Raw genomic sequence first — 14,499 nt, 5'->3', positions numbered from 1 at the left:
TATCTACCCGACCGCGCAGGGTCGCCAATTCAGCCTTGAACTCATCCATCAGGCGCCGCAGGGTGGCGAGGTCTTCCTTGGTGGCAAAGCGATCGCTGATTACGTCCAAGCAGGCGTTCAAAGCCGCAGCCATTTCATAACGGGTGGCTGCCCGATTACCCCGGAAAGTGCCATCGGGATAGCCGGCAATACAGCCGTATTTCTCTACCAGTGACGCCAAGGCTTGATAGGCCCAATCGGTGGGGCTGACATCCGAAAGCTGGGACACAGAAGTCACTTGCCCCATAGTGGAGGTGGCAGCATCATCTACCTTTAGATTCGCCACCGAGGGTAGGGGCAGCTTGTTACCGTGGTTCTGAGCAATTAACGTCGTGTTTTGGGGCAGCGGGGTTAAGGATTCAGCCGCTGCGGTTGGGGCTGGCAACTGTGCACCACCAGAATTAGCCGCTACAGTATCGGCTGCCATAGCCGACCCTACAAAGGTTCCTAACAACACAGCAGGGGAGGCCAAGGCCAAGCCTAGGAAAATACGGGACATAACACTGTACTCCTTCACTCCTCAATGAGCTTCTCCTAGGGAATGAATCCCTAAGATAGATTTTGTTCGCCTTAACTGAGATGAGCACTAAAGTTATTCATCTGCTAGTAGGCTGAGCTATCAGACTTACCGACAGAGACTTTAGCGCATCTCATAGAAACTATCCCCTAAAGGATAGGGATAGTTAATTAACAGCCAAATTCTAACACCGTATTTGTTGGCTCAAGGTTATCTCAAGGTTAGAAGTGGTTTAAGAATAGGCTGCTTCAAGGTTTAGATGAATTTTTTTGGGCTTCAGCGCGACTCCAGCCACTGCCAACGGATTGACCAATTCCCTGCAAAATGCCTCGGCCAATCAGCCCCAAACCGCGACCAATCACCTGCGTCAGCAGATAGACCACCCCCTTGCCGACCCAAGCCACCACTGCACGCACTGGGGGGGCTAAAGCATCGCGAGCCTCAAGAGCCAAGGTCAGAGCGTAGGGAATCCCTTCTAGTTGCATCAGTTCCTTTTGACGGGGGACAGTCAGCGCCAGTTCCTGAATCCCTCGCTCCGTTAGCCGCAGTAAAACCAAGCGACTTTCAAAGATGTTTTGCGGTTCCTTGACCCAACATTGCCAGCGGTAATGCCAAGAGAGAGCGTTGCGAAAGCGTTCTATTTCCCGCGTTGAGATGTATTGCGACTGGAAAAATGTCTGCTGAATCACCGCGCTATAGCAACACCGATTCAGGAGTGGATAGACGATGCCATTGGCAATAGTGAGCAACCAGTGATCAAGGAGGGCATCGAGGATCTCTAAGGCCGCAGCGGTGCCGTAGCGATAGGTTTGCTGATGGAGGGTGAGGGGCTGCTGGACCAGTAAATGAGCCAGCATCTCCGCCACAAACGGGATTCGCTTCAGATACACGCTGACCACGGTTTCCCTTTCTGTGAGCAATTCCTCAATGAGGTCGGCGTTACTGCCGAGGGCAAAACGATAGGGACGAAAAAACTCCCGCAGGCTCTGCTCCCACAGGTCCTGTAGTAGGGGGTTGCCCCGCTGGTGCAGAAATTCAATACTAGGGGGTGTCGCTTGTAGAGTGCGCACCAGGACATCCCACTGCCGCAGGATAGTATAGAGCAGTTCCCGCCGCTGTTGGAGGATGAGCACCTCTAGCTCCAAAGGCTGCGATGTTAGGTTCAACAGATCCGACTGCAGCCGTTGTAAGCAGCGATCCACCAGTTGGGAAATGATTTCAATCTGCGGACGCACGGGGGATGCCACCGGCCTAAGGGGTGTTTGACTTGGCTGTGGCAGGAAACGGGACACCAACCAGCGGGCGGCCCGAATTTCCCGATGGCGGCCTTCACACACAAGCCGTTCAAGGGGCGACAGGCTCGCCCGACCCAGATGCTGATCCAAAGCCTGCAACCATGCATCCATTTCCCCCAGTCCTTGCTGGAGAACCTGGTACCGCCAACGATCCCACGGATTGGGAAACAGCACCCTCAAAGGCGGCTTCGGGGGCGTTACTGTGTGAACGATTTCCCCTTGGGCAATGGCCAGAATTCCCGCCAACAGATCACTCAGCGCCGTATTGCGATGGTAAATGCCTTCGACAGCGGCCTGTTGAGCAAGGGAGACTAACTCAAGGGCAGCGGGTCGGACGGTGAGAATGATCCGCAGGGCAGGATAGTGTTGTTTCAGCCACTGCCACAGCCAAGGGGTGGTGGCATCATTGACCGTGAGTTGGGCATCACAGAGAACAATCCAAGGCGTGCGTTCCTCATCGAGGGGCGTGTTTTCCAGATAGGTGATTAGGCTGTGGCCATCGTGAAAGACCAGCGGCTCAATTCCCAACTGCTGTCGAATGCCTGTCCAGAGGCCAAGGCGGATAACATCTTCTCCTTCGACAATAATCAGGCCAAAAGTCGGGGAGGCATCAGCAGTGGTAGGAGTCATGGGCCTTTGGTGGAGACTTTGGTGGGGGTGGTAAGGGACTATTCAGGACTATTCAGATATTGACCGAGAACCCCCCTGATAAACAATTCCACAATGTTTGGCACCCACTTAACTCAACGCCAGCATGGAGATCTTTAGGGCTATCTGGAGGGAGGGCAGCGGTAGTTTCTGGGAAATTCCTTGCCAAACCGTTAGCAGCCATTGATTTTCAGCTTGCCGCACGTATTGCTCGACACAGGGGCGCTTTGGGTTAATGAGTAGATATTCCTGAGGGGTTGGAATCTGGCGATAGTCAAAAAACGTTGGCCTGCGATTCCGATTGCTATCTCTTCTTGAGCTCAGTCAGGGGCAGGGGTGAGATGCCTGATCTCTGTTTCCAAGGCTACAGCCATCATGGTTTTTTCTCCTAACCCTTCAGAAGGTAGGGTGGTTATCGCCCCTGTGGGCAATAGGCTATACTGCTGAAGCTGTGGTTTTCTCCGACCGATGGAGCCAACGCCTGACTTTGTTTTGCCGATTCCGGCTGCAGATGCCCCCCTGTCTGAGGAGGAATTTTTCCAACAGGTGCGCCAAGCGTGGCAGGTGTGTGAGCGCTTTGACCTGCAAACGGAGATCTGGCGGGGGCAAATTCTACGGACAGTGCGCGATCGCTATCGCCGTCAAGGAGATGAGCAGGGCATCGGCTTTCGGCAGTGGCTCCAGGAACAGGAGATTAGTAAACGCCGTGCCTATGATTTGATGCAGTTGGCCGATCGCGCCGATGAATTGCTCAAGGAACGCCCCCTACCCCCTGAAGCCATTTCTCGTTTTAGTAAACGCGCCTTTTTGGAAACTGCCGCAGCGGATCCCGAGGTGCAGGCCCTGATTACCCAAGCAGCAGCAGCTGGCGATCGCATTACCCACCGCGAAGTGCGTCAACTGCAAGAGGAATGGACTGCCCTGCACTCTGCTTTTCTACCGCCAGTGGTACGCCAAAAGGCCAGCGATCGCACCCTTGCCCCCCGCTACCTCGCCCCCCTGGTCAAAGAGCTAGAAAAGCTTCCCCCCCAGCAGCAGCAGGAACTCTCCCAAGCCCTCGCTAGCGACCCCAGCGTGGAAACTATTAAGGAAATCACGGCAACAGCTCGCCAACTCAGCCGCTATCTTGAGGCCGCCCCCCAAATTCAAGCCCTCAACGCTCACCCGGTGGACTTGGAACAGGTCCTGATCGAAGCCCAGCGCCTTGAGCAACTACAAACCGTTGTCGATCTCCTGCAGCAGGCAGCGCAACTGGAAAGTACCATTGCTCGGCTTTATACCACCTGGCAGCGCCTCAGCCATCTGAGCGATCGCCTCTACCAAGAAACGGGTGCCAGCACGCCACAATTACAGGCGCTATTAGAGGCCCTAGATTTTCTCTCTGGCGATATTGTGCAAATTGACCTGGCGGGACAAACCGTTAAAGTACATATCTTTTCTGAGGGTGAAACTCGTGGCCCCAATTCTCCCCCTGAATTCTAAGCCAGTGGATCAACGAAGTCCCCATTACTGGTAACGTGGTATGGAAGCCATGTTATGGCTGGCGGAGTAGTTATTGATTTGAGCACGGTTAGCATGAGAGTCCTTGTAATTGGCGGTGATGGCTATTGTGGCTGGGCGACAGCCCTGTACCTTTCGAATCGGGGTCATGATGTTGCAATTTTGGATAGCCTAATTCGGCGGCATTGGGATGCTGAACTTTGTGTGGAAACCCTCACGCCGATCGCCCCCATTCAGCACCGTCTGCAACGCTGGCAGGATCTCACTGGCAAAAGGATTGGCCTTTATATTGGCGATATTTGTAACTATCACTTCCTTGAGCGCGCCATGCTCGAGTTTCAGCCGGAGGCAATTGTCCACTTTGGTGAACAGCGCTCTGCCCCTTACTCCATGATTGATCGTGAACACGCCGTCTTCACCCAAGTCAATAACGTTGTCGGCACCCTCAACCTGCTGTACGCCATCCATACCCACAATCCCGACTGCCATCTTGTCAAACTGGGTACGATGGGTGAATACGGCACCCCCAACATTGACATTGAAGAGGGCTACATCACCATTGAACACAATGGTCGCAAAGATACATTGCCCTATCCCAAGCAGCCCGGTAGCTTCTATCACCTCAGTAAAGTTCACGATAGTCACAATATCCACTTTGCCTGCCGCACCTGGGGCTTGCGAGCCACCGATTTGAACCAAGGGGTGGTTTATGGCGTCCTCACCGAAGAAACGGGCATGGATGAACTGTTGATTAACCGCCTTGACTACGACGGTATCTTTGGCACCGCCCTCAATCGCTTCTGCATTCAAGCTGCCATTGGCCATCCACTGACGGTTTATGGCAAGGGGGGGCAAACTCGCGGTTTCTTAGACATTCGCGATACGGTGCGCTGTATTGAGTTGGCCGTTAACAATCCAGCAGCGCCGGGTGAATTCCGCGTCCTTAACCAATTCACCGAACAATTTAGTGTCGGTGACCTTGCCCACAAGGTCCAAGAAGCGGGTAAAGCCCTTGGCCTCAAGGTGGAAATCCAACACCTCGAAAACCCCCGCGTTGAAAAAGAAGAGCACTACTTCAACGCCAAAAACACCAAGCTGCTGGATTTGGGACTACAGCCCCACTATCTGTCGGATTCCCTCCTTGACTCACTCTTGAACTTTGCCATCAAATACAAAGACCGGGTGGATGTCAACCACATTCTCCCGAAAGTGAAGTGGCGCGCCTAAGCTGTGATGACTCCCTATGCTGTAACGGCGTCTTGGCTGGCTGAGCATTTGGCAGATCCAAGCGTTGTGATTGTGGACTGCCGCTTTGACCTTATGGACACGACGCGGGGGCAACGGGAGTATGCCCAGGGACACCTACCGGGCGCTTATTATCTTGACCTAGAGCAGGATCTCTCTAGCCCCCGGCAAGAACATGGCGGGCGTCATCCTTTGCCCGATCCCGAGAAATTAGCAGTACGGCTCAACCAAATGGGGGTCACTCCAGAAACGCTAGTGGTGGCCTATGATGATTCGCGGTTTGCCTATGCTGCTCGCTGCTGGTGGCTCTTGCGCTGGTTGGGACACGATCGCGTGGCGGTCCTCGATGGTGGCTATCGCACCTATGTAGCAGCGGGCCATGCCATCACGAGCCTTGTGCCACCGCCTCGGCAGGGAAACTTCAAGCCCCAGCCTCATCCTGAGTGGGTAGTGGATCGCGCTGCTGTGATTGCTGCTCAAGGCGACCCCCAAACGGTGATTGTGGATGCCCGCGAACCCCGTCGCTATCGCGGTGAAATTGAACCCATTGATCCGATAGCGGGTCATATTCCCGGAGCGGTGAACTATCCATGGCAGGCCATCGCCAATGAGCAGGGGCGACTCAAATCGGTTGCGGAACTGCAAGCCCACTGGCAGCCCTTGGCTAGGGCTAAGCAAATTATTGTCTATTGTGGATCGGGGGTAACGGCCTGTGTGGATATTTTGGGGCTGGCGATCGCTGGCCTGCATCAAACCAAACTCTATGCAGGCAGTTGGAGCGATTGGTGTTCCTATTTGACGGCACCTAACAACCGTTCGCTATGATAGCCTAAGCCCTCTTCCTCACTTGGCTATGGAACGTCTTCCCGGTAATGCTCCCCCGCCGTCCCATCGAGGTACTACCCAACCGCTCCACCGTCTTGGCCGTGAACTGCAACGCTTTGGCTGGATTGGCTTTTGGATCCAGGTCGTCCTTGGCTTTGTCTCGCTGTTGATTATTATTATTGTTATCTTTAGCCGCCAATTTAATATCAATCGTCTGCAAAACGGCATGAACAGTCCCACCCTGGGCTTAGTGTTGGCGATTGTTGGCCTAGTGTTTTTGGGTGTGAGTATTTACTGCTGCTATCGCTATCCGCAACTGGGCCGACGCTTGGATCAACCAGAAAAGCGCCCAACTAAGGAGCACGTGATCCGCAGCTTGAATATTGGTCTTTGGGTAAATATCGCTGGCATGATTTTTACCGTGGCCGCCGCAGAGTGGAATGTCGGGATGTTATTACTCAAGGTGTTGTCCATTCCCCAAGGGGCAGCGGTCTATGCCACTAATGTATTGATTGAGCCGTTGGAGATTTTTGTAATTCAGGCGAAGGTGAACACGATTGCTGCTCAGTTGACGGGTATTATTGTGGCGCTGTGGTTGTTGCGCTGTGTGCGCCGTCCAGTGTGAATGATCTGAGGAGATCCACGAGACTTGTTTAATTCTCAAGCGGCTGTTGCTAGCAAAATTATTGTGGCTTTGGATGTGCCCAATTTGGAGGTAGCGATCGCCACTATCCACAGGCTGCCCCAAGTGCAATTTTGGAAAGTGGGGCTAGAACTCTTTTGCGCCAGTGGGCCGATTATTCTTGATGTCCTCAAGGATCAGGGGAAGCGTATCTTTCTCGATCTAAAGCTTCATGATATTCCCAATACGGTAGCGGCCGCCGCACGAGCGATCGCTCCCTATGGGGTGGACTTTGTAACCATCCACACTGCCACTGGCTTAGTCGGTCTGAAAACTGCTCAGGCAGCTCTCAGGGAAAGCGCCACTCAACTCATTGGTGTCACATTGCTCACCAGCATTGGCGCAGACACCCTGCAGCAGGAACTCCAAATTCCCCTTGATCCGGCTACCTATGTAGAGCGCATGGCTAGTCTTGCCCATCAAGCAGGACTGGCGGGCATTGTCTGCTCACCGCAGGAAGCTGCACGGGTGAAACAACGCTGGGGCGAGGATTTCTTGAGAATTTGTCCGGGGATTCGCCCCCTTGGTAGCGCAACGGGCGATCAAGCGCGATCCCTGACGCCTAATGCTGCCTTTGCTGCCGGTGCCTCTTACCTTGTCATTGGCCGCCCGATTTTACAAGCAGCGGATCCCGCCGCAGCCTTTGATGAAATTTGCTGCAGCCTTGTTTAAGCAATTTACAAAAGCCTGCAAACCAAGATATGATTAGAAGTTGCTGAACTAGGGCGATTAGCACAGTGGTAGCGCACTTCCTTCACACGGAAGGGGTCACTGGTTCGAATCCAGTATCGCCCATTGCTCGTTGCCAGTTACAAGTTATAAGATCAACTTCATTGGACTTCATTAGACGAGTTTAGGACTCTGCCATGGATACCCCAATTCCGCCGATTCAGCTTCCCCCCTGTGGTGACTGCACTGCGGAGGCGGAATGGTTGGAGGCAGCCCTTCTCAATTGGCTCAATACCGAGTATTTACCGGAAGCTGTGAATCTGGTGATTGCCCAGCGGGCAGCTCAAGTGTACCGCCGTCAGCGGCTGGAAGGGGAGCACGATCTTGGGGGCATTCTCTTGGCCTTGGTCACGGAGTTGCAAGAGTTTGATTTTTCCCAAAGCTTCTATAGCGAGTTTGCGGTTGCCAATGCGGTGAGTGATCTGCTCCTGCGGCGACTGGGCATTGAACCCTGCTGTGGAGTGGGCTAAGCTTTGGGTTCCCAGTTGGGTTTGACCACTTGACGACAGCGGGCAATGACAAGGGCATTATCCGGTACATCTTCTGTGACGGTCGAACCCGCCGCTACTGTGACATTGTTACCAAGGGTTACTGGTGCCACTAAAACACTGTTAGCCCCTGTCTTGGTGCCGCTACCAATATGGGTGGGGTGTTTGCGAACACCATCGTAGTTGGCGGTGATTGTTCCTGCCCCGATATTGACGCGATCGCCCAAGGTGGCATCCCCCAGGTAGGACAAGTGGGAGGCCTTGGTGTCACTGCCCAACTGCGCTTTTTTTAGCTCCACAAAGTTGCCAATGCGGCAGTGATCGGCAACCACACTTTGCTGGCGGATGTGGGCAAAAGGCCCTACTTGGGTATCCTCGCCAATCTCACTGTCGGTAATCACGGCATAGCGAGCGGTCACCCGTTCGCCAATGACACTATTTTCAATCAAGGTGCCGGGGCCAATAATGCTGCCACTGCCAATACGGGTTTGGCCGCGCAGGTGAGTTTGGGGTTCAATCACCACATCCGGTGCTAGCTCAACGGTATCCTCAATCGTGATACTGGCCGGGTCAATTAGGGTCACCCCCGCCTGCATCCAAGCTTTTTTGATTCGATTTTGGAGCACTTGATAGGCTGTCGCCAACTGCACGCGATCGTTGACGCCCAAAATCTCCTCATAGTCTTCCACGTCCACTGCCATCACAGGACTTAGGGCATTGACGGCATCGGTCAGGTAGTATTCCTGCTGATCATTATTGGACTGGAGATGGGGCAACACAGCAGCAAGTTGGGGCCAATGGAAACAATACACCCCAGCATTAATGCGGCGGTTTTGCTTTTGGGCTGTGGTGCAGTCACGATCCTCAATAATTTGCTTCAGCATATTCTGACTGTCGCAAATCACGCGGCCATAGCCTTGGGGGTTGGGAATTTGTGCCGTTAAAATAGTGGCCGCATTGTTGTGTTTCTGGTGAACTGCGAGCAAGTGTGCCAGTGTTTGACCACGCAATAGGGGCACATCGCCATTGAGCACCAAAAGATGGCCTTCATAGTCCTTGAGGTAGGGCAAAAGCTGCTGCACAGCATGACCTGTTCCCAACTGTTCCCGCTGCTCGACAAATTCCACGTGGGGCTGATCCGCTAAAGCGGCACGGACGGCCTCTCCCCCATAGCCAATGATCACAAACTGCCGTTGCGGTTGCAGAGATTGAACTTGGTGTAAAACCCAGCCCACCAGCGATCGCCCACCTAAGGGGTGGAGAACTTTTGGCAGTGAGGATTTCATCCGTGTGCCTCGTCCTGCCGCTAAGACTGCCACAATGACCATGGATTTGTTGTGCCTCAATGAGCAAAGGGATGGCGAACTGGCACTCCCGGGGGGAAGCCGCCCAGCATCAGCGCCATCCACAATTGGAGTATACCAAGGTTGCGGTAGCCAAAGATAGCAGCCCCACGGGCGAGTCAATGCCCCTAAGATGAATCAAGCGCACCAAAATCCAGTAAGGTTGATGCAGTAGTTGACGAGTCACTCACCGTCCATGACCGCTTCAAAATCAACCAAGCGACCTGTCCCCTTGGCAGCTCAGTTCCTAAAACTGGTGGGAATTATCCTACTCCTCACCTTTTTGGTCGAGTGGGGTATTCTCTTTATTACTCCCCAGTTCAATAACAGCCAGTGGCAACTCACGGTTGTCAACCAATTCATTGACCGCGGCGCCACCCCCTTGATTGGGTTTGTCTTTATCTACACTGGCTTTTGGATTCAAGCGGTCTCTGGGAGTGCTACGCAGCCGGAGCCAGGGGAACCTGCCCTGAAGGATTGGCGATTTTGGGTTTTTGTCCTCTCGAGTTTGCTGGGATTACTGTGCCTGCTGGCGATTCCTCTCTACCTATCCATTACAGGCCAAATTACGGAACAGGCGGTCAACCAAATCAATCAAGAGGCGGCACAGGCAGAAATTCGGCTGGAGCAGGAACAGCAACAAATCAAACAACTGGCCAGTAGCGGTCAATTGCAGCAACTCCTGAAAAGCAATCAACTGCCTCCCGATCAACGGGCGATTCTTGAGCAGTTACAAAAAGACCCCCAAGCCCTCGACAAACAAGCGGGTCAGGCACGGGAGCGCATCCGCAGTCAACAACAGGAAGCGGTCAATCGGGCACAACAGGAAGCTTTTTTGAATCGTTTAAGGGTAGGCATTCGTAGTTTTCTATTGGCAGTGGGCTTTATTACCATTGGTTGGAGTGGTCTGCGCGAGCACCGCTAGGCATTGTTACCATTGCCACCTACCTGAGGAGTGAACTATGGTTTACCTCATCGTGCCTTGGCGCTTTCTGTCGCAGTCGGTGGGTCTTGGCTGCTTGATCAGTTTGCTCCTACAACTGACGGCCGCAGCAGTGGAATTGCGGGTCGCGGTTTTGGATCGGGTGCGTCAAGTAACAATTAGTAGCTCCACCCCAGCGCAATTACGGGATGAGGTGGGTCGGGTCCTGACAGTGGCACCGCAGCAGAGTATTACCGCTGTCCTCACAGGGGCTGGCCTACAAGCAGGGGGTGTGCATGGCCGGCAAGTTTTCCTCGAACCTCGAGACAATGGCCTCGTGCGAGTGGGCGATCGCTGGTATCGCGGGCGGTTGCAATTGGTAAGTACCAATGAGGGGATTCTCGCCATCAATCTTGTGGATTTAGAGGCGTATCTGCCCAGTGTAGTGGGTAAGGAAATGTATCCCTCTTGGCCGCTAGAAGCCCTCAAAGCCCAAGCAGTGGCTTCCCGTTCCTTTGTTCTCTTTCGGCGCGATCGCGCCCGCCGTCGGCCGGGCAGCCTTTTTGATGTGGGTGCCACCGTTACTCATCAGGTGTATGGGGGGGTCAGTTCAGAAACCGCCAGTACCCTAGCCGCCGTTGCCGCTACCCGCGGTCAAGTGCTGACCTACAATGGCCGAATTATTGAAGCGCTCTTTCATGCCTCCTCTGGCGGGCACACAGAAAATTCAGAAGACCTTTGGCAAACTGTGATTCCCTACCTGCGGGGTACCCCTGACTTTGACCAAGTCTCCCCCAACTTTCAATGGACGGTTCGTTTTACAGCCGCACAACTGCAGCAACGCCTCCCCGGTATTGGTTCAATTGTTGGCTTTCGCCCCTTACAATTGACCCCCCAAGGGCGAGTCATGTCAGTGCAAGTGGTGGGCACAGCCGGTAGCCGCACAATTTCTGGCAGTGAACTACGGCGCGCGTTGGGACTGCGCAGTACCCTACTGACGATCACACCAGAATATGGCAATGTGGCCAGCCAAAGGGCTCAAAGTGTGCCAGTGGCTTTTACAATTACTGGACGGGGTCACGGCCATGGCCTGGGCATGAGTCAATGGGGGGCCTACGGTATGGCCTTGCAGGGTTACACCTACGACCAAATTTTAGGGCATTATTACCAAGGCGTTACATTGAGTGTATTGGACACAACTGAGCGTTGACGAGCTTTATGTCCCTCGACTATGCTGCCCCTAGCGGTATGGAGTCAAGGTTGTGGTCTTAACACTCTATTTCTTGCGCCACGGGCAAACTAGCTTTAGTCGTGCCAATGCCTACTGTGGAGAACTGGATCCACCCTTGACGGATGCTGGCCTAGCGATGGCTGAAGCGTTTGCCGAGCACTATGCCCAGTTGTCTTGGCAGGCAGTCTTTGTCAGCCCAATGGTGCGAACTCGAGCCACGGCACAGCCCCTGTGCGATCGCCTGGGTCTCCAGATGCAGATCCGCGACGGTCTGCGGGAAATTCACTATGGTCAGTGGGAAGGCCTCTCTCCGGAAGAGGTGAATGCCAAGTTTCACGATGACTATGTGCGCTGGCTGGCGGATCCGGGCTGGAATGCCCCCACAGGGGGTGAGCGGGGGATTGACATCTACTACCGCAGTAATGCCGTCCTCTTAGAAATTGAACGGGAGTATCCCGACGGCAATGTTCTGCTTGTTTCCCACAAAGCCACCATTCGGATTATGCTCTGTGGCCTTCTGGGTATTGATGTGGGACGGTTTCGCGATCGCATTGCTGCCCCAGTGGCCAGTGTCAGTGTTGTGGAGTATACCTCCCGTGGACCACTGCTCCTTGCTCTGGCGGAGCGATCGCACCTGAGTCCAGAACTGCGGCACCTGCCGGGCACCTAACCTATACGGTCATAATATCCTTTTCTTTCTCGGCAAGGAGGGCGTCAATTTTGCCGATGTATTTGTCGGTGAGCTTTTGCACTTTCTCTTGCAAATCCTTGACTTCATCTTCGGTGAGCTCGCCGGCTTTACCCGCCTTTTTGATGTGATCAATAGCATCGCGGCGGATGTTGCGAATCGCTACTTTGCCCCCTTCGGCAATTTTGGCGGCGGTTTTCACCAATTCTTTGCGTCGCTCCGTGGTTAAGGGTGGAATGTTGAGGCGGACGCTAGAGCCATCGTTGTTGGGCGTCAAGCCCAAGTCAGAGAGTTGAATGGCTTTTTCAATGCTGGCCAATGTGGAGCGATCGTAGGGCTGAATCAAAATTGTGGTCGCATCGGGGGTGGAGATATTGGCCAAGGAGCGCAGGGGAGTTTCAGTGCCGTAGTAGTCCACCATCACCCGGTCTAATAACGCCGCGTTGGCGCGACCCGTGCGAATGCTATTGAAGTCATGCTGGGTTGCTTCAACCGATTTTTGCATCCGCTCTTCGACATCAGCTAATTTCACAGGAGCCTCCAACCATCGTACCAATGGGTTCCCCAGTCAAGGCGCGGTAGATGTTACCGGCTGTTTCTAAGCTAAACACAATAATGGGGATATCATTATCTTTACACAGGGCGATCGCTGTACTGTCCATCACTGCCAAGTTATGGGTGAGGGCATGGGTGTAGGTGAGACTACGGTAGCGACGCGCGTTAGGATTTTTGTGGGGATCAGCGTCATAGACGCCATCGACCTTAGTGGCTTTGAAGATCACTTCGGCATCAATTTCGGCAGCGCGCAGGGCCGCGGTTGTGTCCGTGGTAAAAAAGGGATTGCCTGACCCTGCCCCAAAGATCACCACCCTTCCCTTTTCCAGGTGACGAATGGCACGGCGGCGAATATAGGGTTCGGCCACCTCCTGCATGGCGATCGCAGTTTGCACTCGTGTGGGCACGTTCATCTGTTCAAGGGCATCCTGAAGGGTCATGGCATTCATAACCGTGGCAATCATACCGATGTAGTCTGCGGTTGCCCGATCCATGCCAGCCGCCGCTCCTTTCATGCCACGAAAGATATTGCCACCTCCCACCACAATAGCGGTTTGAACTCCCGCCTGCACCACCTGAGCAATTTCACTGGCAAATGCCTGCACCACTTTTGGATCAATGCCGTAGTTCAGGTCGCCCATGAGGGCTTCACCGCTCAATTTGAGCAATACGCGGCGATATTTAGGATTCATTGCGAGGATTCTTGCACTCCAATACGCTCCCCATCAACGATAGCAGGTTAGACGCGCCCGGTTGGACTCGAACCAACGACCAATCGCTTAGAAGGCGAGTGCTCTATTCCGCTGAGCTACGGGCGCATTTTTCAATATTTTCCCACACGGCATAAGCTGAAGATAATATCTGGCTAGTTAGGACGATGCCGATGGATCTAACTTCTCCTCCTTCTCGTTTGCTTTTGGTCTGCGCTGACAACCACCTGTCGCAACGCATGGGGCAAGACCTTCAGGCAGCGGGTTACGATCCAGTGATTGCGACAACAGAAAAAGAATGTCACTTGGCCTGTGCTGAATGGCAGCCTGCCTTGATTATCATGGATCGCTATTTGGGGCGGCTCAACAGTATGGAGTTGTGCCAGCAGCTGCGTCAGCAGGGGATCAGTCTGCCGATTCTACTAATGCTGGAGAGCGATCGCCTCGAAGATCGGGTCGCTGTCCTGGAGTCAGGGGCTGATGATTATCTATTGCTGCCCTACAGTCCCAAGTCTTTTCTCCAGATGATTCAGCTCTACCTGAAGCCACCGGTAACTCAAAGTGAGGTGTTGCGATTTGATAATTTGACCCTCGATTTGTTGACGCGGCGAGCAGAGCGCAATGGGCGGATCATCGACCTTACCATGAAGGAATATGAACTGCTGAAGTTTCTCATGGAGCACCCCCGCGAAGTCCTCACCCGTGAGCAAATTTTAGAAAACGTCTGGGGCTATGACTTTTTGGGTGAATCCAACGTCATTGAAGTCTATATTCGTTACCTGCGGTTGAAGATTGAACCCGATGGTGAAAAACGGTTGATTCACACAGTGCGAGGAGTGGGCTATGTTCTCCGTGAAGCCTAAGTTACGCTGGCTGGTTCTGGCATTGGTGACCTTGGGGTTTCTGCTAGGGTGTCAAAACCGGAGCCAAGGGGATCCGGCAACCCCGCCTCCAATGGTTCGCGCCGTTCCGCAATATCTACCCATTACGGCGAAGGCGCGCATTCACGATACCTGGATTCAATTGGAAGTGGCGCGCACGCCAGCCCAGCAGCAGTTGGGCTTGATGTTTCGTCCCCAATT

General features: G+C 53.7%; 15 protein-coding genes, 2 tRNA genes and 1 pseudogene. 12 read left to right on the top strand and 6 right to left on the bottom strand.

The features are described from left to right. Together H8Q75_RS07535 and H8Q75_RS07530 are read right to left on the bottom strand one after the other, a co-directional pair. Positions 1-538, bottom strand: a 538-nt coding sequence (locus H8Q75_RS07535) for an iron uptake porin (protein WP_297041017.1), incomplete at its 3' end; no start/stop codon positions are given. Positions 539-804: 266 nt separating this feature from the next. Next, positions 805-2,481 (bottom strand): DUF3685 domain-containing protein, encoded by a 1,677-nt coding sequence (locus tag H8Q75_RS07530; RefSeq protein ID WP_024125448.1) that lies wholly within the window; start codon positions 2,479-2,481, stop codon positions 805-807. A 486-nt stretch (positions 2,482-2,967) separates the two neighbouring features. Here H8Q75_RS07530 and H8Q75_RS07525 point away from each other — a divergent pair, with 486 nt between their 5' ends. The 7 genes from H8Q75_RS07525 (at position 2,968) to H8Q75_RS07495 (ending at position 7,950) form a co-directional block, all read left to right on the top strand. Continuing rightward, positions 2,968-3,981 (top strand): hypothetical protein, encoded by a 1,014-nt coding sequence (locus tag H8Q75_RS07525; protein WP_024125450.1) that lies wholly within the window; start codon positions 2,968-2,970, stop codon positions 3,979-3,981. Positions 3,982-4,074: 93 nt separating this feature from the next. Beyond that, complete coding sequence (locus tag H8Q75_RS07520; protein ID WP_041429804.1) at positions 4,075-5,226, top strand: NAD-dependent epimerase/dehydratase family protein; 1,152 nt, start codon at positions 4,075-4,077, stop codon at positions 5,224-5,226. A 6-nt stretch (positions 5,227-5,232) separates the two neighbouring features. Continuing rightward, positions 5,233-6,069: a sulfurtransferase gene (locus H8Q75_RS07515; RefSeq protein WP_041429206.1), complete on the top strand. Its 837-nt coding sequence runs from the start codon at positions 5,233-5,235 to the stop codon at positions 6,067-6,069. 28 nt (positions 6,070-6,097) lie between these two features. Continuing rightward, the gene (locus H8Q75_RS07510) at positions 6,098-6,694 is read left to right on the top strand and encodes a DUF3611 family protein (RefSeq protein ID WP_297041016.1); all 597 of its coding nucleotides are present in this window, start codon (positions 6,098-6,100) and stop codon (positions 6,692-6,694) included. Positions 6,695-6,718: 24 nt separating this feature from the next. Then, complete coding sequence (pyrF, locus tag H8Q75_RS07505) at positions 6,719-7,423, top strand: orotidine-5'-phosphate decarboxylase (protein ID WP_024125454.1); 705 nt, start codon at positions 6,719-6,721, stop codon at positions 7,421-7,423. 51 nt (positions 7,424-7,474) lie between these two features. Then, a tRNA-Val gene (locus tag H8Q75_RS07500) sits at positions 7,475-7,546 on the top strand. Between the two features lie 71 nt (positions 7,547-7,617). Further along, positions 7,618-7,950, top strand: a complete 333-nt coding sequence (locus H8Q75_RS07495; RefSeq protein ID WP_024125455.1) for a hypothetical protein — start codon at positions 7,618-7,620, stop codon at positions 7,948-7,950. Here H8Q75_RS07495 and glmU read toward each other — a convergent pair. Then, the gene (gene glmU / locus H8Q75_RS07490) at positions 7,947-9,296 is read right to left on the bottom strand and encodes a bifunctional UDP-N-acetylglucosamine diphosphorylase/glucosamine-1-phosphate N-acetyltransferase GlmU (RefSeq protein ID WP_024125456.1); all 1,350 of its coding nucleotides are present in this window, start codon (positions 9,294-9,296) and stop codon (positions 7,947-7,949) included. The two genes, H8Q75_RS07495 and glmU, sit on opposite strands and share 4 nt — an antisense overlap. Positions 9,297-9,507: 211 nt before the next feature. Between glmU and H8Q75_RS07485 the strand changes: the two genes are divergently transcribed. Genes H8Q75_RS07485 through H8Q75_RS07475 form a run of 3 tightly spaced genes read left to right on the top strand, consistent with a single transcriptional unit; the run spans position 9,508 to position 12,134 of the window. Next, entirely contained in the window at positions 9,508-10,236 is a 729-nt protein-coding gene (locus H8Q75_RS07485; RefSeq protein ID WP_024125457.1) for an HpsJ family protein, read from the top strand. A gap of 37 nt (positions 10,237-10,273) precedes the next feature. After that, positions 10,274-11,443 (top strand): SpoIID/LytB domain-containing protein, encoded by a 1,170-nt coding sequence (locus tag H8Q75_RS07480; protein ID WP_297041015.1) that lies wholly within the window; start codon positions 10,274-10,276, stop codon positions 11,441-11,443. A gap of 52 nt (positions 11,444-11,495) precedes the next feature. Next, positions 11,496-12,134, top strand: a complete 639-nt coding sequence (locus H8Q75_RS07475) for a histidine phosphatase family protein (protein WP_024125459.1) — start codon at positions 11,496-11,498, stop codon at positions 12,132-12,134. 1 nt (position 12,135) lies between these two features. On the opposite strand, the gene frr is transcribed toward H8Q75_RS07475, so the two are convergent. The 3 genes from frr to H8Q75_RS07460 all read right to left on the bottom strand — a co-directional run bounded on the left by frr (position 12,136) and on the right by H8Q75_RS07460 (position 13,525). Next, positions 12,136-12,684, bottom strand: a complete 549-nt coding sequence (frr, locus tag H8Q75_RS07470) for a ribosome recycling factor (RefSeq protein WP_024125460.1) — start codon at positions 12,682-12,684, stop codon at positions 12,136-12,138. Beyond that, positions 12,671-13,399 carry a UMP kinase gene (gene pyrH, locus H8Q75_RS07465; RefSeq protein WP_024125461.1) on the bottom strand — a complete coding sequence of 243 codons (729 nt, stop codon included), beginning with the start codon at positions 13,397-13,399 and terminating at the stop codon, positions 12,671-12,673. The genes frr and pyrH overlap by 14 nt, the downstream gene beginning before the upstream one ends. 52 nt (positions 13,400-13,451) lie before the next feature. Further along, positions 13,452-13,525, bottom strand: a tRNA-Arg gene (locus H8Q75_RS07460). A 65-nt stretch (positions 13,526-13,590) separates the two neighbouring features. On the opposite strand from H8Q75_RS07460, the gene nblR reads away from it, so the two are divergent. After that, a complete protein-coding gene (nblR, locus tag H8Q75_RS07455) occupies positions 13,591-14,280 on the top strand; it encodes a response regulator transcription factor NblR (protein ID WP_024125462.1) in 690 nt (229 codons plus the stop codon). Next, positions 14,261-14,499, top strand: a pseudogene (locus tag H8Q75_RS07450) (DUF192 domain-containing protein); the annotation flags it as partial. The gene nblR and the pseudogene H8Q75_RS07450, both read left to right, overlap by 20 nt.

Source organism: Thermosynechococcus sp. OHK43, from assembly GCF_014466085.1.
Taxonomy (GTDB): domain Bacteria; phylum Cyanobacteriota; class Cyanobacteriia; order Thermosynechococcales; family Thermosynechococcaceae; genus Thermosynechococcus.
This window is presented reverse-complemented; position numbering and strand designations above follow the sequence as displayed.

Coding starts and splice junctions, on each gene's coding strand:
- H8Q75_RS07520 (WP_041429804.1), top strand. CDS start 4,075: ATGAGAGTCCTTGTAATTGGCGGTGATGGCTATTGTGGCTGGGCGACA.
- H8Q75_RS07495 (WP_024125455.1), top strand. CDS start 7,618: ATGGATACCCCAATTCCGCCGATTCAGCTTCCCCCCTGTGGTGACTGC.
- pyrH (WP_024125461.1), bottom strand. CDS start 13,399: ATGAATCCTAAATATCGCCGCGTATTGCTCAAATTGAGCGGTGAAGCC.
- glmU (WP_024125456.1), bottom strand. CDS start 9,296: ATGGTCATTGTGGCAGTCTTAGCGGCAGGACGAGGCACACGGATGAAA.
- H8Q75_RS07525 (WP_024125450.1), top strand. CDS start 2,968: ATGGAGCCAACGCCTGACTTTGTTTTGCCGATTCCGGCTGCAGATGCC.
- nblR (WP_024125462.1), top strand. CDS start 13,591: ATGGATCTAACTTCTCCTCCTTCTCGTTTGCTTTTGGTCTGCGCTGAC.
- H8Q75_RS07530 (WP_024125448.1), bottom strand. CDS start 2,481: ATGACTCCTACCACTGCTGATGCCTCCCCGACTTTTGGCCTGATTATT.
- H8Q75_RS07480 (WP_297041015.1), top strand. CDS start 10,274: ATGGTTTACCTCATCGTGCCTTGGCGCTTTCTGTCGCAGTCGGTGGGT.
- H8Q75_RS07510 (WP_297041016.1), top strand. CDS start 6,098: ATGGAACGTCTTCCCGGTAATGCTCCCCCGCCGTCCCATCGAGGTACT.
- H8Q75_RS07515 (WP_041429206.1), top strand. CDS start 5,233: ATGACTCCCTATGCTGTAACGGCGTCTTGGCTGGCTGAGCATTTGGCA.
- H8Q75_RS07485 (WP_024125457.1), top strand. CDS start 9,508: ATGACCGCTTCAAAATCAACCAAGCGACCTGTCCCCTTGGCAGCTCAG.